The organism is Streptomyces sp. NPDC050145 (assembly GCF_044460245.1).
In the GTDB taxonomy this organism is placed as follows: Bacteria; Actinomycetota; Actinomycetes; order Streptomycetales; family Streptomycetaceae; genus Streptomyces.
In genome coordinates this window covers 48,204-69,037 of the sequence record NZ_JBITJS010000014.1, presented here as the reverse complement: position 1 = coordinate 69,037, position 20,834 = coordinate 48,204, and the positions used below count along the sequence as shown (strand labels likewise).

Below are 20,834 nucleotides of genomic sequence, written 5' to 3'. Positions count from 1 at the left end.
GGTGCGCGTGGGAATCGAGCGGAAGGCCCTTCTTGCCGGGGGCGCGGTCGTGGCGGCCGGGGCCGTGGTGCTGACCGTGGCGCTGTGGCCGGACAGCGGCGGGGATTCCGCCGGTCCCGCCCCCGCAGACTCGAAGTCGGCCAGAACGGTTGCCTCGAAGCCGTCGCCCACGCGGTCGTACCCCCTGTCGACGCCGCCGCGCACGATTCCCTCCGTGCGGGAGTTCACCGCCGCGCACGGGCCCGGGTGGAAGCCGGGCGGGGGAGCGGTGCTGGTGCGGGACGCGTCGCTCGTCGACGAGGGGCGGCTCGTCGCCGACGAGCTGGGGATGAAGTACGGCGGGCGGAAGGCGAAGGCGGGCGCCGGGGACGTCGAGCTGGCGCTCGGCGGGGCGAAGGGCGCGAACCCGGAGTCGTACCGGATGACCGTCGAGGGCGGCACCGTGCGGATCGTCGGGCCGAGCGACGGCGGTGTCTTCCTCGGGACGCGCACGCTCAAGCAGGAGGTGCACGGCGGCGGCACCGCGCCCGAGGGCGTCGTCGCGGACGAGCCGGCCAAGCCGCAGCGCGGGTTCATGATCGACATCGCGCGCAAGCACTTCACCGCCGACTGGCTCAAGGACCGGATCCGCGAGATCGGCGACCTCAAGTACAACCAGCTCGGGCTGCACTTCTCCGACGACCAGGCCTTCCGGATCGAGTCCGACACGCACCCCGAGGTCGTGTCCTCCGAGCATCTGACCAAGGCGCAGGTCCGGGACATCCTCGCGCTCGCGGCGCAGCGGCACGTGACCGTTGTGCCGGAGATCGACTCGCCGGGCCACCTCGGCGCCGTCATCGCCGCGCACCCGGACCTCCAGCTGCGCGACGCGGCCGGGGTCCCCACGCGCGGCGCCATCGACATCTCCAAGCCGGCCGCCGCGAAGATCGTGGACGATCTGCTGAAGGAGTACGCGGGCCTGTTCAAGGGCGCGTACTGGCATCTGGGCGGCGACGAGTACCAGGCCCTGGTGAAGCAGAACCCCGAGGCGTCCTATCCGCAGCTGGCCACCGCCGCCCGCCAGAAGTACGGGGCGAACGCGCGGGTGCAGGATCTCGCCGAGGGCTGGCTGAACGACCGGGCGAAGACGATGGCCCCGTTCGACCGGAAGCTGAAGGCGTGGAACGACGGCTTCTTCACCGGCGGCATCGTCCGGGCCGACCAGGACCTGGAGGTCGCGTACTGGACCGGCAAGGAGATCGGGGCGCGCGAGCCCCTCTCCTACCTGAGCGCCGGACAGAAGCTGACCAACTACAACGACGAGTACCTCTACTACGTCCTCGGCCAGCCGAACACCTTCGTCTACCCGACCGGTCAGCGGATCTACGAGAGCTGGACCCCGCTCGTCGTGCGCGGCACCACCCCGGTCCCCGCGCAGTACGACGCCCAGATCCTCGGCGGCACCTTTGCCGTCTGGTGCGACCTCGCCCAGTCGCAGACCCCGGCCCAGGTCGCCCAGGGCATCCGCATGCCCCTGCGGGCCACCGTCCAGAAGCTGTGGGACCCGGAGAAGCCGGAGCTGACGTGGCCGGAGTTCACGGCCCTGGCGAACCGGCTGGGGGACTGACCGCCGGGTTCTCGCTGGACAGCGCGGGCCGCGGAGCTCTATCTTCCGCAGGCCGCGCGGCCGGGGGGCCGCAGCGGGGCGACGGATTCCCTGGGGAGGGGCACGGCTGTGGTGTGCGGAGAATGCGGGAAGAGCGATCCGACTCTCGAGGACGGGCACGCGTGCCCGGAGTGCGCGGCCGCCGCGCCGCCGCCCTTCGTGCCGGGCTGGGGTGCGGCACGGTCGCCGAACGGGCTCGCGCAGGCCGTTCTGCTGCTGCTCGGCGCGGTGATCCTGACCGACGTGGCCTCCATCGTCACCGGCGTCCTGGAGTACCGGTTCGCCGGGGACCTGCTGGACGGGAGCGCCTGGTCGGCGCGGGTCGAGGCCGAGGGCGAGCGGCTCGACGACTGGTACGGCCAGGCCGGGGACCTGCAGGTGTACACGTTCGCCGTCACCGCGATCCTGTTCCTCGTCTGGTTCTTCCGGGTGCGGCGCAACGCCGAGGTGTTCGAGCCGCACGGGCACACGCTCGCGCGTCCGTGGGTGGTGTTCGGCTTCGTCGTCCCGATCGCCAACCTGTGGTACCCGCGCCGGGTCGCCGCCGACGTGTGGGACGCCAGCGCCCGCGAGGACCGGACCTCGCACGCGCTGCTCAACTGGTGGTGGGCGGGGTGGCTGGTCGCCAGCAACCTCGGATTCCTCGCGGACAGCTGGAGCGAGGGCGCGAAGGAGTTGTCCGACGTCCAGGACGCCACCGCCGCCGTCGTGTTCACCGACGCCCTCGACATCGTCGCCGCGGTCCTCGCCATGCGCTTCGTCCGCGCGCTGACCCGGCTCCAGAACCGGAAGGTCCTGATGCCGCCCGCGGGACCCGCGGGCGCCCCCTTCGCGTAGTTCGCGTTTCGGGTGGCGAACTGCCGTACGGCTGTGGTCTATTCGGCCCAGGTCACATGAACGGCACAGCTACTTGAACAGCACAGCTACTTGAACAGCACAGCCACTTGAACAGCACGGCGGGACGGGGGCACGGGGATGGGCTACTGGGGTTATTACGTGGTGGCCGGCAGCGATCGTCCGTTGCGGGAGCTGGAGGCTCTGGCGGGGGTGCGGGAGGAGCTGACCCTGCTGGAGGAGCGGGTCGGGGGATGGCAGGTGTGGGAGTGTCCCGGCGGGGGCGACGGGGAGCAGGCCCGGGACGTCGGCAGCATGAACGCGCTGGCGGCCGAGACCGGGGCGCCCGCCCTGTTCGCCTACGTGATGGACAGCAGCTGCGCCGTCGTCGAGGCGGCCGCGCCGCGCAGCGGGGCCTGGACGGCCTGCCTGGGCCGGGACGCCATGACCCGGTACATCGGCGGTGACGAGCGCTCGCTCGAGGACTACTTCCTGCCGCCGGCCGACGCCGCCGAGCGGGCCGTCGCCTGGGCCGCCGAGTGCGGCCGCGACGTGGCCGCCCAGCCGCTGCTCGACGTGCTGCGGGCCCCGGCCGAACCCTCCGCGGAGGAGCTGTTCTTCCGCTTCCTTGACCGGCTCGGGGTGGCCGCACTGTGACGTTCCGGCCAGGACCGGCGCAGTAAGTCCCGTAGTCCCCCGAAGGGGAATTGTCGGGTCCGCGTCTGGAGGCGTACGGCCATGAGCCTGGTGGAACTGATCGCGCAGGCCGACGAGCGAGGGCTCGCCGCGAGCGGGCTCGGCTGCCTCGACCGCTGTGTGCCGCTGCTCGGCGACGCCGAGGACGACGAGACGCTGCGCCCGCTGTGGGCGAGCCTCGCCGAGGGCGGCGCCGGCTGGGGCGAGACGCTCGCCGCGGCCCGCGACCGGCTCGCGGACACCGTCGTGGACGGCGAGGCCGCCGAACTCGTCCGCCGGATGCTGGGCGCCACCCCCGACGGCCAGGTGCCGGGCGACTGGCGCGGCTGGGCCGACGCCTGCTCGGTGGCCGCCCTCCAGGTGCATCGGATGCTCGACGCCGGAGGCGTCGGCGGCGACGCCCCCGACGGCGCGGCCGGGGTCCGCGAGGGCGACACCGAGGGCATGACGCCCCTCGTCGCCGCCGAGCTGCGCCGCCAGACGAAGATCCTGGAACTGCTCGCGAGCGGCGCCGGCGGGCTGCGGCAGGCCCGCGACCTGTCCATGGAGGGCCGCCGCGTGCTGCGCGCCGTCGTGTCCAGACGCGCCCGCGGCCGCGCCTGATGCACGAGGTCGGCGGCCCTTCGCGCCGCGCCTGGGCCGCCGTCCTCGCGGTCGGTGTCCTCGTCGGTCTCGTCGTGGTGGACGCGCGTCGGGAGCGGGATCCGGTCGGCGCCCGGTTCGCCGCAGGCGCCGGGGCCGGGGACACCGTGCGCCCCGGGGGCCCGCGCGGCTGCGGGACGGGGACGCCGGGGCGGTCCGTGCCGCCGATGGACCAGGAGTCCGCCGAGGCCCGTCTCGAGGTCACCTCGTACGGGTACACGAGCCGGATCCCGAACGGGCTGCAGCGCGAGCGGTTCAACGTCACCGCGAACCTGCACGTGGAGTCGGCCGGGGAGATCAGGCTGCCCGCGTCCTTCACGGCGGCCGGCGCGGCCGTCGACGTGTACGGACCGCACGGGAAGGGCCGCATCGCCACCGCGCGCGGGCTCGCCGTGCGGGTGGTCAAGGGGATGAAGGCGCGGCCCGTGCGCCCGGGCGAGGACGGTACGTACCGCTTCGTGCCGGACGGCGCGCTCACCCTGGAGGTCGAGGTGCCGAAGCGGGCGCTGTGCCCCGGCCAGACCCTGAAGTCCCTGAACCGGCCCAGCGAGCCCGGCTCCAACGACGCCCTGGACTATCCGGTGCTGCGGCTCACGCTCACCGATCCGGCGCTGCCCGGCGGCCGGCTGGTGTCCGTGTCGCCGGATCTGAGCGGCGACGCCCGCCAGGTGTGACGAACGCCGGAGGGGCCGTGCGGACGGTGATGTCCGCACGGCCCCTCCGGTGCACTGCCGGAACTGATCGACTACGGCGCCAGGTTGGTGCCCAGCCGGCCCCCGGTCGGGGTGCCGATCGAGCCGTTGCCGTAGTACACGGTCTGGCTCAGGCCCAGGCCGCCGCTGTTGCTCGGCACGTACAGGAGCGCGCCGTTGCCCGCGTCCTCACCGGCCGCGCCGAGGACCAGGTCCGTGCGGCCGAAGCCGGACAGGTCCGCGAGCGCCACCGCCGAACCGACGTTGTCGCCGGCCTCGCTGGAGCCCGGCACGCCGCTGGAGTCCTGGCTGACGGAGAGCGCGCCGGTGCCGGTCAGACCCGCGGACGAGCCCTTCAGGAGCAGCGTGGTGCCCGCGTCGGCCCGGTTCGTCGTACGGGTCAGGTCCTCGTACGGCAGGCCCGCGAGTACGTCCGCGTAGCCGTCGAGGTCGTAGTCGCCGACCGCGACCGAGGCGCCCATGGCGTCGCCGGACTCGGCGCCGCCCGGCACACCGGACGAGTCCTGGTGGATCGTCTTCGCGCCCGTGGTCGACAGGCCGGTGCCCGCGACGCCGTAGACGGCCGTGACCTGGCCGCCGGTCGCGGCGCCGGACTCGGCGACGTAGGGCTGGCCGATGACGAGGTCGTCGACGCCGTCACCGTTGATGTCGCCCGCGGCGACCGCGCGGCCGCCCTTGACGGACAGGGTCGCGACCTTGGTGAGGCCGGCGCTGCCGCCCTTGAACCAGACGACGCGGCCGATGCCGCCGCCGTCGCGGTAGTTGAGCGCGACGTCCGCGTAGCCGTCCCGGTTGAAGTCGCCGGACGTGGCGTCCGGGACGGCCAGGGAGGTGGTGGCGGAGGTGAGCGCGCCGCCGGCCCGCTTGGTGTCGCTGTAACGGGCGTGCCAGGTGCCGCCGCTGACCGTGGTCGCGGAGAACACGTCGGCCTTGCCGTCGGCGTTGAAGTCGCCGACCGCGAGGGCCGCGCCGAAGCGGGCGCCCGCCACGGCCTGCGCGGCGTCGGTGTTCACGCCGACGCCGCTGGTGAAGGCGGGACCGTAGAGGATCGTGTACGCGCCGCGGTTGGCGTGGCCGGTCGTGTCGTCCTCGCCGGGCTGGCCGACGACGAGGTCGGTCTGGCCGTCGCCGTTGATGTCGCCGGTCGCCGTCGCGGCGCCGAACTCGTCACCGCTCTCGCCGGAGCCCGGAACGCCGGTGCTGGACTGCGAGATGACCTTGCGGCCGGTGGCCGTCGGGCCGTCGATCGTGCCGGGGACGAGGGCGACCTGGCCGCCGCTCGCACCCTTGGGCAGGCCGGTGACCAGATCGTTCGTGGCGTCGCCGATCAGGTTCTGGCTGGGCAGAACGTGCGACTTGCCCGGCGCGGCGGCCTGCGTCGCGATGCGGCTCAGCTTCGGGTAGAGGTTCGCGCCGGGGCAGGCCGTGGTGTTGGTGTCCCGGTGGCCGAGGACGCGCGGGAACGTCTTGGACGTGCCCTTGGCGACCTTGTTGCCCTGGACGCCGAGGTCACCGTTGGAGGTGAGGGACACGGTGCCGGTCGCCGTGATGCCGTACTGGCCGAACTTCCAGGCCACGACGCGGGAGATGGCGTCGAGGGCGGCCTTCGTCGGCTCGGCCGACTCGAAGTTGCCGATGTAGGAGATGCCGACGGTGTCGGTGTTGAAGCCGTAGTCGTGGGCGCCGTGCACCGGCAGGTCCATGCCGCCGGTCCGGCCCTCGAAGATCTGGCCGCAGCGGTCGACGACGAAGTTGTAGCCGATGTCGAAGTAGCCCTTGGCCACGTGCTCCTGCTGGATCTCACGCAGCCGGCGCGCCGACTCCGCGCACGGCACCTGGTTGTCCACGTCGACGCCCGTGTGGTGGACGACCGCGGCCTTGATCTCCGTGTCGTACTCGGGGGTGCCGTCGTGCGACAGGTTCGGACCCCACACCGACTGCGGGATGATCGCCGGCTTCACGACCGTGGAGGGCGGAGCCTCGGGGACGGTCGGGGTCGGCGACGGGGAGGAGGTCTCCGTCGCGCTGCCGGACGGCGGCGGGGTCGGCGACGCGGTGTCGGACGGCGTCTCGGTGGCCACGGGCGTCTCCGTCGCGACCGGGCTCTCCGTGGCGACCGGGGTTTCCGTGCCGACGGGGGTCTCGGTGCCGACCGGCGACTCCGTCGACGCGACGCTGTACGCGGCCGGGTCGATCCCGCCGGTCCTGCCCTTGCGGACCGGTTCGGTGCCCGGGTCGATCAGCTTGACGTCCATGCCGGCGGGCAGATCGGCGGCCTTGCCGTCCGCGTCGATCACCCGCACCTCGACGCCGTTCGCGTCGGCCGGGGTCGGCACCGACGAGGTGCCGCCGCGCAGCGCGGTGTGCTCACGCTCGCCGCCGTCGGCGTCGTTGGTCTCCTCCGGCATCGTTGTCCAAGCGCCCCACTTGCCGCTCTCCGCGTCCCGGGCGCGGAACTGGGCGGTGCCGTCCAGCTTCTCCTTCGCGTCCTTCCACGTCACCGAGACGGCGCCGAAGGTCTGCGTCGACTTCTGCGGCACGACCTTGCGGTCGCCCTTCGTCGTCAGGCTCAGCGTGTGCACGGCCGCGGCGCGCGCCGGCACCGCGTCCTGCGGCTCCGAACCCCCCGGATCGGCGATGGCGTACGCGGTCACCCCCGCCCCGCCGAGCACCACCGCGCCGATGGTGATCCAGGCCCTGCGCTTCAGACTCAGTGGCCTGTACGCGTGCGTCTGGGCTCTCTGCGCTTTTCCTCGCGTATGTCGCGGGCTCAATGCCCCACCCCTCGAAAGTCACATGGGTCCCACGTGTCACGTGGGCACACACGGTCCAGCGGGCGGGGCCACCGAAACATCACAGGGGCGAGCACACGCGAGGGAATGGGGTGGTTTGTGCCCGTGGTGGCGGGGGTTCGGGCGCGCGTTGTATAACCGGGCGGCTTCCACGGGGCCGGACCCCGGCCCGTACCCGATCCCCAGAGGTGCCCGTGCTCTCCGCAACACGCCTTCGCCGCACCGCCGTCCTGGCCGCGCTCGTCGCGGGAGCCGTCGCCGTGTCCGGCTGCTCTGCCTCGCACTCCGGCGACTCCCGGCGCAAGGGGCACCACCGCTCCGACGGCCCGCGCACGGAACGCACGCGGCGGGCGGACGACGGCGCGCACGCGACCCGCACCCCCGCCGCCGCCGCGGCCAAGGCGCCCCGGACCGCCGCGCAGTACCTCGGCCGGGCCCGGCGCGCGATGGCCGCCGAGACCGGCTGGACCTTCGCCGTCGACGGCCGCGAGTCCGCGACGACGAGCGGCCAGGCGCCCTCCGGAGCGACGTACACCGCGACCGTGCACCGCACCACCGGACCCGTCGCCGTGGAACAGCTCGGCTCCGTGACCACCAGCAAGGGGCAGCACAAGCCCGAGTCCGTGTACGTCGTCGACGGCACCGGGCACGTGAAGAAGAACGGGGCCTGGACCAGCGGGCCCGTGACCGATCCCGCGATCGCCGACGCCGTGGAGGACCCGGTCGCGGGGCTCGACGCGTTCGCCGCGTACGGGAAGAGCGCGAAGATACGGCGCTCGGGCCGCACCGTGCGGCTCGAAGTGGCCGCCTCCGGCTGGACGCTGGCCGACGCGCGGACCCGCCCGGCCCTCAGGAAGGCCGCCCGGGAGCTGGACCCGACGCTCACCCAGCTGCGGGACGCCGGAGTCACGGCGACCGACGGACAGATCACGCTCACGCGCTCCACGGAGACCTGGGAGCTCGACGCCGCGCACGGCTACCGGGTCGCGGCCCACCGCTTCGCGTTCACCTTCGCGGTGCCGTACCGGGGCGGCACCATCACGGTGGAACAGGACGTACGCGCGGACAACCGCGGCGTCTTCGACGGCACGGTCCGGCTGCCCGCGGACGCCACACACTAGAGCGGCCTCTCAAGGCCCGGCCCGGACACTTGAGACACGTCAACGGTTGTATGGCGCAGGCGCATTCCTGTGTGAGAAGTGACATGTGTGTGACGTGTGATGTTCCGGTGCGCCCGAGCGCTGGGGGAGTGCGGGTCGAGTCCGACCGCATCTCCCCACGACCGGACCAAGGGGTGCACAACATGCCTGAGGTGGAACACAGACCCGCCGACATGCCCCGGCACGCCGCGGCGTTCGTCGCGCGGGTCGCCTCGGCGCGGCTGCCGCTCGACTACTCCGTCGCCAGCCTGCGGGTCGTCGACCGGGTCGTCGACGGTCTGCGGCAGGCCGGCTCACCCGGACCGCGGCTCGACGCCGTGCTGTTCGGGCTCGGCGCCTACGTCGGCGAGGTGCTGGTGCGGCGGGCCGGGGCCGAGTGGATCGCCTTCGACGCGTCCCAGCGCGACTACTTCGGGCAGGACGTCGGCGTACGGATGCCGGACGGGCGGGTGCGCAGCCCCCTCGGCAAGGTCGCCAACCGCTACACGGCGGGCGCCGCCGAGTCGCTGCAGACCTTCTACCTGACCCTGCCCGGAAGGAGGCGTCGCGCATGCGCCGCCGCACTGTGACCGCCCGGGGCCTGCTGACCGGCGGCTTCGTCCTCGCGCTGCTCGGCGCCGGCGTCCTCACCCAGCCCGTCCGGTCCGAGGGTCTGACCGCGAGCGCCCTCGCGACACCCGGCGCCGACGGGAACTGGTCCGCCGAGGCGTTCGCCGACCTCGAACCGCCCGCCGTCATCACCCAGAGCCGCGGCGAACGCCTGCTCTCCCAGGCGGTCACCCTGCTGGGCGAGGCCCGGACGGTGCGGATGACCGTCGACATCACCCAGCGCGGCAGGCGGGCCCAGGCCGACCTGCGCATGGACCGGGCGGGGAACTGCACCGGCACCATGGACGGCGGACCCGGCGCGAGCGGCGACCTGATCGTCCTGGCCAAGGGGGCGAAGGACGACGCGCCCGACGTGTACATGCACTACAGCGACCGGGCGCTGACCGAGTGGCAGACCATGGCCGACGCGCGCGGCCCCGCCGTGTCCCAGCGCATGCGCGAGCGCCTCGACCTCGTCCGGGGCAAGTACGTGCACGTGCCCGCCGGCCCCAAGGGCGCCGACGCCCTGGCCAAGGTGTGCACGATGGGCCAGGTGCTCGGCGCGCAGGCGGCCGACACGAGCGGCACCCGGGACCTGCCCGAGGAGCGCCGCGACGGACGCCGCGTGATCCCGCTGCTGCCGCCGGAGGGCGACGAGGACCTGGGCTCCGCCTACGTCGACGCCACCGGGAAGCCGTACCTGCGCAGCCTCGAGATGGACTCCGAGCAGATCAAGGGCAAGATGCACTTCTCCGGCTACGGGGATCCGCTGACGGTACGCAGGCCGCAGGCCGCGCAGATCGTGGAGCTGCCCGCGAACGAGGGGTCGGTGTTCGAGGCCTGATCCGGCACCGCCCGGCAGCAACTCCCGGGCGGACAAAGGGGGTTCGGTCCGCCCGGGCCGCGCGTCTGTGACGTTTCCACGCGGTCCGGCGCTGATCGGCATGGGGGCGGAGCCGGTGGCGGCGCCCCGTGCGGGGCGCCGAGGTGGTCGTTCTGTACGCATCGGTGCGTACTTGTCGTCGTACGAAGAGGAAAGCGGTTGGGCCAGGGAGGGGAGCCCCGTCGCGCGAAGGAGCGCGACGGGGAGCTGGGCGCGGCCGTCGAGCGGGCGCAGGCGGGGGACGAGGACGCCTTCGCCGTGGCCTACCGGCTGGTCCAGCCCGGCCTGCTCGGCTACCTGCGCGGTCTCGTCGGGGACGACGCCGAGGACGTCGCCTCCGACGCGTGGCTGGAGATCGCCCGCGACCTGGGACGGTTCCGCGGCGACGGCGCGGGATTCCGCGGCTGGACCGCGACCATCGCCCGGCACCGCGCCCTCGACCTGCTGCGCCGCCGCCGCACCCGGCCCCAGGCCACCGCGCTCGAACAGGACCTGCACGATCTGCCCGCCGCGCACAACACCGCCGAGCAGGCCATGGAGACGCTCTCCACCCGGCGGGCCCTCGACCTGATCGCCGGACTGCCGCGCGACCAGGGCGAGGCCGTGCTGCTGCGCGTCGTCGTCGGGCTCGACGGGCCGGCCGCCGCCCGCGTCCTCGGCAAACGGCCCGGCGCGGTGCGCACGGCGGCGTACCGGGGGCTGCGGCGGCTCGCCCGCGACCTCGGCGGTGTGACGGATGAGGGCCCGCCCACGCTGGGTGAGTCGAGATGACCGAGCAGATCCCCGACCCCGTGGGCGAGGCGCTGGCCGCGGCCGTACGCCCGCCGGAACCCGACCCCGAGGGCGAACGGCTGGCCCGCGCCGCGTTCCGGGCCGCCCGAGACGCGGGCGCCCTCGACGCGCGGCCCCGCCGCCGCGACGACTGGCGCCCGAGGCGGCGCCGCACGCGCTGGTCCGCGCGGGCCTTCCTCGGCGCCGCGCTGGCGAGCCTCGCCGTGGGCGGCGTCGCCGTCGCCGGCATCGGCGGCCCCCCGGACCCCGGAGCGGACCGGCCCGCGCCGCGCCCCGCTCCGACCTCGACGACCGCACCCGGCGACGCCGTGACCGTCCCCGGCCCGCACACCCCGCCCCCGTCCGGCCGGGCGCCCGCACACTGCAAGGCGTACGAGGCCGGGCGCGGAACGAAACGGTCCGAGCGGGCCACCCAGGGCTGCGCCGAGCCGTCGGCGACCGGCGCGGACCACGACAGGCGGGACGGCTCCGGCGGCGCGGGCCAGGCGAACGGCGTGGGGAACGGAAGCAACTCCGGGAACTCAGGGGACTCCGGCAACTCCGGCAATTCCGGCGGAGGCAAGGGCCGGTAGTCGCGGCCCGGCGCACCCGGCGCGGCGAAATGTGGGGAACGACCGCGTGGAGCTTCGGCGGGGGCGGCGTGAAGATCTGCCGGCCGGGCCATCCGATCGGGCCCGGAACACCCTCTACATACGGGACGGCCGGGGTCGCCACCCCCCACAGGAGAGACCCCGGCCGCCGCGCGGTACGGGTCGCGAGCGGCCCGTACTACCTTCAGCGCCGGGCGTGCGTTTTCTGTCACACCCCGCCGTGTGACTCTCTGGTTGCTCGTTGTACAAACATGGACGTGGGGTGTTTCAAGCCGTAGCGTGCAGATTCGCGCCGGGGGCGCCACTTGGCCGGATGGGGCAGGCAGGGACTGGGAGTGCTGGGGGACGACGCGGAGCTGACCGCCGCGGTGCTTGCGGCGCAGGACGGGGACGAGAGCGCTTTCCGGACTGTGTACCGCACCGTGCACCCGAGGTTGCTCGGATACGTACGCACACTCGTGGGCGAGCCGGACGCGGAGGACGTCGCCTCCGAGGCGTGGCTGCAGATCGCCCGCGACCTCGACCGCTTCGAGGGAGACGCCGACCGCTTCCGCGGCTGGGCCGCCCGCATAGCCCGCAACCGCGCCCTGGACCACATACGCATGCGGGGACGCCGGCCCGCCATCGGCGGCGACGAGACCGAACTCACCGGCCGACCCGCGACCGCCGACACCGCCGACGAGGCGATGGAGCTGCTCTCCACCGGCGACACCATGGCGCTCATCGCCCAGCTCCCGCAGGACCAGGCCGAGGCCGTGGTGCTGCGGGTCGTGGTCGGGCTCGACGCGAAGAGCGCGGCCCAGACCCTCGGCAAGCGCCCCGGCGCCGTCCGCACCGCCGCGCACCGCGGCCTGAAGCGGCTCGCCGAACTGATCGGCGCCGACCAGAAGACCCCCGGTCCGCTCGAGGCCGTACCCCGGCCGCGAGGCCCGAGACCCAGCACGGCGACGTCCGCCGGTGTGACGCAATCGCGTACGCGGACGCAGAAGGACATGTGATGGCCGACGAGCACGACAAGTGGCTGGACCGCGAGGCGGCGGAGCGTCTGCTGCGCGGGGAGCCCCTGGAGGCCGTCGCCGAACAGGACGCGCTGCGGGCCCGACGGCTCACCGCGGCGCTCGACTCGCTGACCGCGTTGTCCGCCGGGCCCGACGGTGAACTCCCCGGCGAGGACGCCGCGCTCAAGGCGTTCCGGGAGGCCCGTGCGGTCCCCGCGGGCGACCGCGCCGCCGCCCTCGACACCCCCGTGACCCTCGCCGGCCGCACCGCGCGCACCGGCCGGCACCGCGGTGGCGCCGCCGGCGCCCCGGCCCGGCCGGGCCCCGGCGACCGGCACGGCCCGCGCTGGGGCCGCCCCGTACGGTTCGGGCTCGCCGCCGCCGTCGCCGCGTGCATGGTCGGCGGCGTCGCCGTCGCCGCGGGCACCGGCGTGCTGCCCTCGCCGTTCGACGGCTGGAGCGACCCGTCGCCCACGACATCGGTGTCGAGCGCGCCCTCCGAGGAGCCGCTCGTCTCGCCGTCCGGCAGCGCGGCCGAACGCGGCGAGACCCTGCCCGACGGCGAACGGACCACGGACGGCCCCTCGGGCTCGCCCGACGCCCGCGACCACCGCGACGCGTCGCAGGACCCCCGCGGCGGCACGGCGCCCAGCGCCTCACCCGGCGACAGGGCGAGCGACGCGGCCCGCGGTTCCGAAGCGCTGCGCCGCCGCATCACCGAGACCTGCACCAAGTACCGCACCGGCGAGATCGGCGCGGACGAGAAGCGGCAGCTGCGCGAGTCCATGAAGGAGTCCGGGCGCGCCGAGACGGACCTGGGCCGCTTCTGCGACCGCGTCCTCGACGACCCCAAGGGCTCCGGCGACGACGGCTCGGACAACGGCGGCAAGACCGGGGGCGACGAGGACGAGGACGGCAACGACGACGGCGAAGGCGGCGACAAGCCCCCCGCTCTGCCGACCGTCGACCCCGCCCCCTCGTCGTCCGACTCCTCGGACTCCTCGGACTCCGCCGGCTCCTCCGGCTCGTCGGCCTACGGGTCGCGCCCCGTCACGCCGACCCGCACGGTCTCGGCCACGGCGGTGGCACCTGCGGAATCCGTCGCGCCCGAGCCCGTTCCTCCACGCTGACCTGCGCGGACGCGGTTTCACGAAAAAAGGTTCACTCAGGGTGTGACGTTTTTCGTGCGGGTGGCGCAGTACTGAGTGAGCCGACTGGTCATCGGCCCGTGCACGAGCCGGGGTTCCCCCCGTACCTGCGGCTCTGTGCCATCGGCGTGGGTGGGACACGTTCCCCCGGTCCCACCCACGCCCTCTCTTCTTTCTCCTCAGCCCCCTGAGTGCGGGCTCACCAGTAGACGACCACCTTGTCGCCGGTGCGGACCTGGTTGAACAGGGACGCGATCTTCGCCTCGTCCCGTACGTTCACGCAGCCGTGCGAGGCACCCGCGTAGCCGCGGGCCGCGAAGTCCGAGGAGTAGTGGACGGCCTGGCCGCCGCTGAAGAACATCGCGTACGGCATGGGCGTGTGGTAGATCGTCGAGACGTGGTGCCGGGACTTGAAGTCCACGTGGAAGACGCCCTCGCGGGTCGGCGTGTACTGCGAGCCGAAGCGCACGTCCGTCGTCATCAGCCGCTTGCCGTCGATCATCCAGGTCAGGGTCCGGCTCGTCTTGCTGATGCACATCACCCGGCCCGTCATGCAGCGCGGATCCGGCTTCGCCGCCGGCTGCCCGCCCGCCGCGTACAGCTCGTCGCGGGTCGGCTCGTGCGTCATCTTCAGCAGCCGATCCCAGGTGACCGCGTCCGTCGTGCCCGTCTTCGGCAGACCGCGCTTGCCCTGGAAGCCCTTGACCGCCTGCGTCGTCGCCGGCCCGTACGTGCCCGTCGGCCCCTCGAACAGCCAGGCCACCTGGCGCAGCCGGGCCTGGAGCTCCCGTACGCCCTTGCCCCGGTCGCCCGGCTTGTACAGCGTCCTCGGCGCCGGGGTCGGCGACGCGGCGGGCTTGGCGTCGTCGGACGCGCCGGCGTCCGGCGCGGCGGGCTTCGTTCCGGCGGGCTTCGTCCCGGAAGGCTTCGGCGAGGCCGCGCCGGAGGATGAGGCGCCGGGGGACGAGGCATCGGCGGTGGTGCCGGAGGGCTTCGCGTGCCCGCCGCTCTGCACGGCCTGCGCCGTGCACCCGCCGACGAGCGCCAGCACCCCGGCGACCGACAGTGAGGCCCGGATGGAATTCCTGATGACAGCTGTCCGCATGGCGTCCCCCGCCCGTCGCGCCGTTCTCTCTTGTCTGCACAGATGCTGCCCGGGCGTAAATGGTTGCGAACGCGGCGCGGAGGCAGGGCCCGACGGCCCGTGCGAGTCTGTGAGCAAGGTCGCGGCGTGGGCCACTCCACTCACCGCGGGCCCGCCGCTACAGTCCGTCGCGAAGGTCGGCCGGCACGGTCCGTCACACCGTTGGAGGCATCACCATGGCGCGCGAATCCGAGTCCGGACTGCCCATCGAGCCGGTGTACGGCCCGGCCGCGCTGGACGGCTGGGACCCGGACAGCAAGCTGGGGGAGCCCGGCGCCTATCCGTTCACGCGCGGCGTGTACCCCTCGATGTACACGGGGCGGCCGTGGACGATGCGCCAGTACGCCGGTTTCGGCACCGCCACCGAGTCCAACGCCCGCTACAAGCAGCTCATCGCCAACGGCACGACGGGCCTGTCCGTCGCCTTCGACCTGCCGACGCAGATGGGGCACGACTCGGACGCGCCGATCGCCTCCGGCGAGGTCGGCAAGGTGGGCGTCGCCATCGACTCGATCGACGACATGCGGGTCCTGTTCGACGGGATCCCGCTCGACAAGGTCTCCACGTCGATGACGATCAACGCGCCCGCGTCGCTGCTGCTCCTGCTGTACCAACTGGTCGCGGAGGAGCAGGGCGTGCCGGCGGACCGGCTGACCGGCACGATCCAGAACGACGTGCTGAAGGAGTACATCGCCCGCGGCACGTACATCTTCCCGCCGAAGCCCTCCCTGCGGCTGATCGCGGACATCTTCAAGTACTGCCGGGCCGAGATCCCGAAGTGGAACACGATCTCGATCTCCGGGTACCACATGGCGGAGGCGGGGGCGTCTCCCGCGCAGGAGATCGCGTTCACGCTCGCCGACGGCATCGAGTACGTCCGCACCGCCGTGGCCGCCGGCATGGACGTGGACGACTTCGCCCCCCGCCTCTCCTTCTTCTTCGTCGCCCGGACGACGATCCTCGAAGAGGTCGCCAAGTTCCGGGCGGCCCGGCGGATCTGGGCGCGGGTGATGAAGGAGGAGTTCGGCGCGGAGAACCCCAAGTCGCTGATGCTGCGCTTCCACACGCAGACGGCCGGGGTGCAGCTGACCGCGCAGCAGCCCGAGGTGAACCTGGTGCGGGTCGCGGTCCAGGGTCTGGGCGCGGTGCTCGGCGGCACGCAGTCGCTGCACACGAACTCCTTCGACGAGGCGATCGCGCTGCCGACGGACAAGTCGGCGCGGCTGGCCCTGCGGACGCAGCAGGTGCTGGCCTACGAGACGGACGTGACGGCCACCGTGGACCCGTTCGCCGGGTCCTACGTCGTCGAGAAGATGACGGACGACGTGGAGGCGGCCGCCCTCGCGCTCATGGGGAAGGTCGAGGACCTGGGCGGGGCGGTGAGCGCGATCGAGCGCGGCTTCCAGAAGGCGGAGATCGAGCACTCCGCGTACCGGATCGCGCAGGAGACCGACTCGGGTGAGCGGGTCGTGGTCGGGGTCAACCGTTTCCAGCTCGACGAGGAGGAGCCCTACGAGCCGCTCCGCGTCGACCCGGCCATCGAGGCCCAGCAGGCGCAGCGGTTGGCGCGGCTGCGGGCGGAGCGCGACCAGCCTGCGGTGGACGCCGCGCTGGCCGCCCTGAAGAAGGCGGCCGGGGGCGACGACAACGTCCTCTACCCCATGAAGGACGCCCTGCGCGCCCGCGCGACGGTCGGCGAGGTCTGCGGGGCGCTCCGCGAGGTGTGGGGGACTTATGTGCCGTCCGACGCGTTCTGATGGGGCGGGGGGTCGGTGACCCGGCACCCCGAGTCAGATACGCCCCGACAGGGGCGCGGGGAACTGCGCGACCAGCCACGACGGCGCGGTACCCGGCGATGATCCTCGCCCGGCAGCCCCCGGAGGGGCTCCCGTCCGGGATGCGGAATCGGTTGGGGGTATTTCGTATTGTCGTGCGACACTCCGGCCATGCTGGGTGTCATCGATCTGCCGACCTATCTCGCGGGGCTCGTCCTCATCGTCCTTCTGCCGGGGCCGAACTCGCTGTACGTGCTCTCCGTCGCCGCCCGCAAGGGCATACGCACCGGCTACAAGGCCGCCGCCGGCGTCTGGTGCGGGGACACCGTGCTGATGACGCTGTCGGCCGCGGGGGTCGCCTCCCTGCTCCAGGCCAACGCCGTGCTGTTCGGGATCGTGAAGTACGCGGGCGCCGGCTATCTGACCTGGCTCGCCGTCGGGATGCTCCGCGCGGCCTGGAGCATGTGGCGCACCCGCCGCGAGCGGCTCGCCGCCCGGACCGGTGCGGACGAGGTGCAGGAGGCCCAGGAGCGGCCCTACCGCAGGGCGTTCGTCATCAGCCTGCTCAACCCGAAGGCGATCCTGTTCTTCATCGCCTTCTTCGTGCAGTTCGTCGACCCCTCGTACGCGTACCCCGCGCTGTCCTTCGTGATCCTCGGCGCCTTCGCCCAGGCCGCGAGCGTGCTGTACCTGTCGGCCCTGATCTTCAGCGGCACCCGCCTCGCGGCCGCGTTCCAGCGGCGCCGGCGGCTGTCGGCGGGCGCGACCTCCGCGGCCGGCGTCCTCTTCCTCGGCTTCGCCGTGAAGCTGTCCCTGGCCAGCGCCTAAGCGGACAGCGCCCTCCGCAGTCGCGGCGTCGCCCACTCCTCCACGTACCGGTTCAGCACCCACGCCAGGGCCAGCATCGCGGCGATCGTCCCCGCGAACGTGGCCCACGACGGCAGGCCCAGGCGCTGGTGCAGGAAGCCGATCGTCACCCAGCCCAGGTGTTCGTGGACCAGGTAGAACGGGTACGTGAGCGCGCCCGCGACCGTCAGCCGGCGCCAGTTCGCCCACCGGAACCACCCGAGCGCGACCGCCGCCACCGCCGCGAAGCCGAGGGTGACGATCGCGATGATCACCGAGGTGTGGCGGTAGGAGAAGAAGGCCGGGTTCGGGGCGTGCCACAGGCCGGCCACCGCGTAGTGCTGCCCGACGAGCCAGCCGACCGCGACGACGCCCCAAGCGGTGGCGTCCCGCCGGTCCCGGTGCACCAGGTACAGGCCGATGCCGCCGATGAAGAACGGCGCGTACTCCGGCACCAGGACGAGTTCGAGCAGCGGCTCGTTCGAGGCGTCGGCCAGCGCCGCCGCCATCGTCCACACCGCGCAGAACAGCAGCACCCGGTGGCGCGAGGCGCCGGGCAGGACGACGAACAGGGCGAACAGCGCGTAGAAGCGGATCTCCGCCCACAGCGTCCAGCACACCCCGAGCACCCGGTGCGCGCCGAGCGGCTGCTGGAGCATGGTCAGGTTCACCAGGGCGTCGCTGGGCCCGACGGCCTCGTAGGCGACGACCGGCAGCGCGAAGACCGCCGTGACCAGCACGATCGCCACCCAGTAGGACGGCAGCAGCCGGGACGCGCGCGAGGCGAAGAAGGAGCGCAGCGGCCGCCCCCAGCCGCTCATGCAGATCACGAACCCGCTGATGACGAAGAAGACCTGCACCCCGAGACAGCCGTACGCGAACCAGCCGTGGAGCGAGGGGAACTGCTCGGCCGGTGAGCTGCCCCAGGCGCGGGACACCTCACCGCCCCGCCCGCCGTAGTGGTAGGCCGCGACCATCAGCGCGGCGACGAGCCGCAGCCCGTCGAGGGCGTACAGGCGCGGCACGGCACGCTTGACGGCCGGTGGCGGGGGGCCGGTGTCCACCCCGCCGGGGCCGGGTACGGCGGAGGCTGCGGTCGTGCCGGTGACGGTCATCCGAGTGCGGCTCGCTTGAAGGATCGGGCCCGCCGCGCCACCCGGCGCACCGCGGCGTTGCGCGGGATGAAGGCGAGCTGGGTCGGGACGGCCCCGGGCAGGCCGAGCGAGGTCAGCCGGCGGCGCTTGAAGTACCGCCAGGTGTGCGCGTTCAGGTGCGCGGAGAGGTACCGCTCGGCGGCCGGGCGCAGGTCCGGGTAGATCTTCGCCTGCATCGCGAAGCCGACCGCCCGCAGCAGCTCCGTCAGCTCGGCGACGGAGAAGCCCTGTTCCTGCGACTCGACGCCCGCGCGGTCGCCCAGCTCGGGCAGCAGCGCGTCGACGATCGTGACGGGCACCCGGTTGCTGTTCTGGTACGGGGCGAGCCGGTCGAGCAGGGTGTCGGTGCCGACGCGGGCCACCGGGATCCCGTACAGGGCGGACGCCGTGAGCAGGGCCGTCGAGAAGCAGCCGACGACGAGGGCCGGGCGGGTGCGCTGGTAGAGGACCTCGGCGAGGACCGGGGTGTCGAGGACGGTGAGCTCGACGCCGAGCCGCTCCGCCTCCTTCTCCAGGGTGCGCGACCAGCGGGCCGGGGCCGTCGGGTGCGGTTTGAACACGATGCTGCGGTGGCCGAGTTCGACGGCGCCGCGCATCATCCGGACGTGCAGCTCCTCTTCCTCCTCCGCGCTCAGGATGTCGAGCGCGGAGAGGTACTGGCCGAGCAGCAGGGCCGGTTCGGCGGGGACGGCGGGCAACTCGTCGGCCGTGTCGCCGAGTTCGGCGAGGACCTTGACGAAGGCCTCCGTCGGGACGATCTCCGGCGCGACGCCGAACTCGGTGAGCAGCAGCGGCCGCAGTCCCGGCACCAGGTCCAGATGGAGCAGCCTGCGCACCCGGGTGCCGACCAGCGGGTCGATCTTGTTGCGGGTGGGGCCGTAGCTCATCAGGCCGTCCGCGTACACGTCGACGGGCGCGCCGGTGAAGATCTGCGCGACGGCCATGGCCGGGTTGACCTGGATCGACTCGACGGCGAGCTCGATGTCGTCGTCGCCCAGGTTCCACAGGAGCCTCAAGTAGCGCTCCCACAGCGGGAGATCGTCCGGGCGGGGCGCCCATCCGCCGGGGTGGAACGGGGCGATCGCCTCGTTCCACGACAGGACGTCGTCGAACCGGTCGCGCAGCCGCTCGAAGCCCGGCATCACGTCGACCGACGGCGTCGTCTCGGGCGTCGCCGCGTTGTTGGCGACGAGGAGGATCGTGCGGTCGGCGGGCGTGAACGCCTCGGCGTCGAGCGCCGCCGCCAGCGTGGCCGTGCCGTACAGCGTGGAGGCGAGAAGGATGCGGGTGGTCACGCGGCGGCCTCCGCACTGACGGGGCGGCGGCGCAGCCGGCGCAGCCGGGTCGCCCGCTGGACGTCCATCGAGTCGAGCGCGTCGTCCAGCACCTGCTGCGGCATGCGCTTGAGCGCCGCCGCGCTGAGGGACTTCAATTTCCGCGCCACGGGCGGTTCGAACCTTTCGATGGATCCCAGATGATGGGAAATGATGGCGCAATAAGTGCGCACCGCTTTCGGAAGAAGCCGGTCGGCGTCCCGGTCCTGCGCGGTTTCCCGTACGACCTGGTCGAATGCGCGAATGAAATCGAGCTGCCGTACGTCGCCGATCTGCGTCAGCGAGGACGCGACACCGCGCCGGTAGAAGACACCGAGAAGTCCGACGGCCGCGAAGGATTCCGCCTCGCGGTGCAGCCGCCAGATCCACGGCCGGTCCTCCGCCGTGCGCAGCCCGTCCGTGAAGTGCAGCAGCCCCCGGTCGGCCAGCCTGCGGTGATAGATCCCGGCCCACGCGTACGCGTAGTCGACGGACGTCGAGCGGTCCGCCGGCAGGATCGCCTCGCGCGGGTCCATGACGACGTCGCGCAGCCCGTGCGGCACCCGGTGCACGGTGCGGGCCCGCGCGGTGCACTGCACATGGTCCGTGCGTACGAAATCGCAGCCCAGACCCTCTATGGCGGCGACCAGTTGTCCGTAGTACCCGGGCGCGAGCCAGTCGTCCCCGTCCAGGAACGTCAGGTATTCGCCGCGCGCCCGGTCCAGGCCCGTGTTGCGCGCGGTGGCGAGTCCCCCGTTCGTCTCGTGTCTGACGACGACCGCCCCCGGCAGCTCGCGCTCGGCGCGCGCGAGAATGTCCGGGGTCTCGTCCCTGGAACAGTCGTCGACGAGAATGAATTCGAAGTCTTCACGTGCGTTGGCGCGCAGACTTCTGAGCGTGTCGGGCGCGTATTGCTGCACGTTGTAGAACGGCACGATGACGGAGAGCTTGACCACGTCGGTGACGTTAGGCGGCCCGCCCGGCATTCGTCTTGACCGTCACCTTGATGCCAGGTGAACGACGTGTGGCGGGACCGTGAACCAGCCCTGGCATAACCCGTTTCCCGAGCCGATTCGCCATTCGTCGGTGTGCTGTTAACCGTTTGTTGCACTCCGGTTGGG

Annotated in this window: 19 protein-coding genes; 14 read left to right on the top strand and 5 right to left on the bottom strand. The window is 73.1% G+C overall.

The window, feature by feature from the left end; all coding sequences use genetic code 11:
- Position 1 precedes the first annotated feature (1 nt).
- From ACIBTU_RS26970 to ACIBTU_RS26950, 5 genes are all read left to right on the top strand, one after another.
- Positions 2-1,606 (top strand): glycoside hydrolase family 20 protein, encoded by a 1,605-nt coding sequence (locus ACIBTU_RS26970; RefSeq protein ID WP_399129050.1) that lies wholly within the window; start codon positions 2-4, stop codon positions 1,604-1,606.
- 108 nt (positions 1,607-1,714) lie between these two features.
- Positions 1,715-2,482, top strand: a complete 768-nt coding sequence (locus tag ACIBTU_RS26965) for a DUF4328 domain-containing protein (RefSeq protein WP_399129049.1) — start codon at positions 1,715-1,717, stop codon at positions 2,480-2,482.
- Between the two features lie 138 nt (positions 2,483-2,620).
- The gene (locus tag ACIBTU_RS26960) at positions 2,621-3,136 is read left to right on the top strand and encodes a hypothetical protein (protein WP_399129048.1); all 516 of its coding nucleotides are present in this window, start codon (positions 2,621-2,623) and stop codon (positions 3,134-3,136) included.
- Between the two features lie 81 nt (positions 3,137-3,217).
- Positions 3,218-3,778: a hypothetical protein gene (locus ACIBTU_RS26955; protein WP_399129047.1), complete on the top strand. Its 561-nt coding sequence runs from the start codon at positions 3,218-3,220 to the stop codon at positions 3,776-3,778.
- Entirely contained in the window at positions 3,778-4,491 is a 714-nt protein-coding gene (locus ACIBTU_RS26950; RefSeq protein ID WP_399129046.1) for a hypothetical protein, read from the top strand. Before ACIBTU_RS26955 ends, ACIBTU_RS26950 begins: the two co-directional genes overlap by 1 nt.
- Positions 4,492-4,562: 71 nt before the next feature.
- Here ACIBTU_RS26950 and ACIBTU_RS26945 read toward each other — a convergent pair whose 3' ends face one another.
- Entirely contained in the window at positions 4,563-7,205 is a 2,643-nt protein-coding gene (locus ACIBTU_RS26945) for an N-acetylmuramoyl-L-alanine amidase (RefSeq protein WP_399129044.1), read from the bottom strand.
- Between the two features lie 311 nt (positions 7,206-7,516).
- Between ACIBTU_RS26945 and ACIBTU_RS26940 the strand changes: the two genes are divergently transcribed.
- The 7 genes from ACIBTU_RS26940 (at position 7,517) to ACIBTU_RS26910 (ending at position 13,463) form a co-directional block, all read left to right on the top strand.
- Complete coding sequence (locus ACIBTU_RS26940) at positions 7,517-8,443, top strand: hypothetical protein (protein WP_399129043.1); 927 nt, start codon at positions 7,517-7,519, stop codon at positions 8,441-8,443.
- Positions 8,444-8,625: 182 nt separating this feature from the next.
- Positions 8,626-9,051, top strand: a complete 426-nt coding sequence (locus ACIBTU_RS26935) for a hypothetical protein (protein ID WP_399129042.1) — start codon at positions 8,626-8,628, stop codon at positions 9,049-9,051.
- Positions 9,033-9,914: a hypothetical protein gene (locus ACIBTU_RS26930; RefSeq protein ID WP_399129041.1), complete on the top strand. Its 882-nt coding sequence runs from the start codon at positions 9,033-9,035 to the stop codon at positions 9,912-9,914. The genes ACIBTU_RS26935 and ACIBTU_RS26930 overlap by 19 nt, the downstream gene beginning before the upstream one ends.
- A gap of 198 nt (positions 9,915-10,112) precedes the next feature.
- Complete coding sequence (locus ACIBTU_RS26925) at positions 10,113-10,724, top strand: RNA polymerase sigma factor (protein ID WP_399129040.1); 612 nt, start codon at positions 10,113-10,115, stop codon at positions 10,722-10,724.
- The gene (locus tag ACIBTU_RS26920) at positions 10,721-11,317 is read left to right on the top strand and encodes a hypothetical protein (protein WP_399129039.1); all 597 of its coding nucleotides are present in this window, start codon (positions 10,721-10,723) and stop codon (positions 11,315-11,317) included. Before ACIBTU_RS26925 ends, ACIBTU_RS26920 begins: the two co-directional genes overlap by 4 nt.
- A 353-nt stretch (positions 11,318-11,670) precedes the next feature.
- Positions 11,671-12,333, top strand: coding sequence for an RNA polymerase sigma factor (locus tag ACIBTU_RS26915; protein ID WP_399129038.1), 663 nt, complete (start codon positions 11,671-11,673; stop codon positions 12,331-12,333).
- A complete protein-coding gene (locus tag ACIBTU_RS26910; RefSeq protein ID WP_399129037.1) occupies positions 12,333-13,463 on the top strand; it encodes a hypothetical protein in 1,131 nt (376 codons plus the stop codon). The genes ACIBTU_RS26915 and ACIBTU_RS26910 overlap by 1 nt, the downstream gene beginning before the upstream one ends.
- Before the next feature lie 217 nt (positions 13,464-13,680).
- Here ACIBTU_RS26910 and ACIBTU_RS26905 read toward each other — a convergent pair whose 3' ends face one another.
- On the bottom strand, positions 13,681-14,586 hold the full coding sequence (locus ACIBTU_RS26905; protein ID WP_399129036.1) for a L,D-transpeptidase family protein: 906 nt from the start codon (positions 14,584-14,586) through the stop codon (positions 13,681-13,683).
- A 215-nt stretch (positions 14,587-14,801) separates the two neighbouring features.
- On the opposite strand from ACIBTU_RS26905, the gene ACIBTU_RS26900 reads away from it, so the two are divergent.
- The gene (locus tag ACIBTU_RS26900; RefSeq protein WP_399129035.1) at positions 14,802-16,382 is read left to right on the top strand and encodes a methylmalonyl-CoA mutase; all 1,581 of its coding nucleotides are present in this window, start codon (positions 14,802-14,804) and stop codon (positions 16,380-16,382) included.
- Between the two features lie 189 nt (positions 16,383-16,571).
- On the top strand, positions 16,572-17,228 hold the full coding sequence (leuE, locus tag ACIBTU_RS26895) for a leucine efflux protein LeuE (RefSeq protein WP_399129034.1): 657 nt from the start codon (positions 16,572-16,574) through the stop codon (positions 17,226-17,228).
- On the opposite strand, the gene ACIBTU_RS26890 is transcribed toward leuE, so the two are convergent.
- From ACIBTU_RS26890 to ACIBTU_RS26880, 3 genes are read right to left on the bottom strand one after another with little or no spacing between them, the layout of a single operon-like run.
- Positions 17,225-18,361 (bottom strand): acyltransferase family protein, encoded by a 1,137-nt coding sequence (locus tag ACIBTU_RS26890; RefSeq protein WP_399129032.1) that lies wholly within the window; start codon positions 18,359-18,361, stop codon positions 17,225-17,227. The genes leuE and ACIBTU_RS26890 overlap by 4 nt on opposite strands.
- The gene (locus ACIBTU_RS26885) at positions 18,358-19,695 is read right to left on the bottom strand and encodes a polysialyltransferase family glycosyltransferase (RefSeq protein ID WP_399129031.1); all 1,338 of its coding nucleotides are present in this window, start codon (positions 19,693-19,695) and stop codon (positions 18,358-18,360) included. Before ACIBTU_RS26885 ends, ACIBTU_RS26890 begins: the two co-directional genes overlap by 4 nt.
- Positions 19,692-20,669, bottom strand: a complete 978-nt coding sequence (locus ACIBTU_RS26880; protein WP_399129030.1) for a glycosyltransferase family 2 protein — start codon at positions 20,667-20,669, stop codon at positions 19,692-19,694. The genes ACIBTU_RS26885 and ACIBTU_RS26880 overlap by 4 nt, the downstream gene beginning before the upstream one ends.
- Positions 20,670-20,834 lie beyond the last annotated feature (165 nt).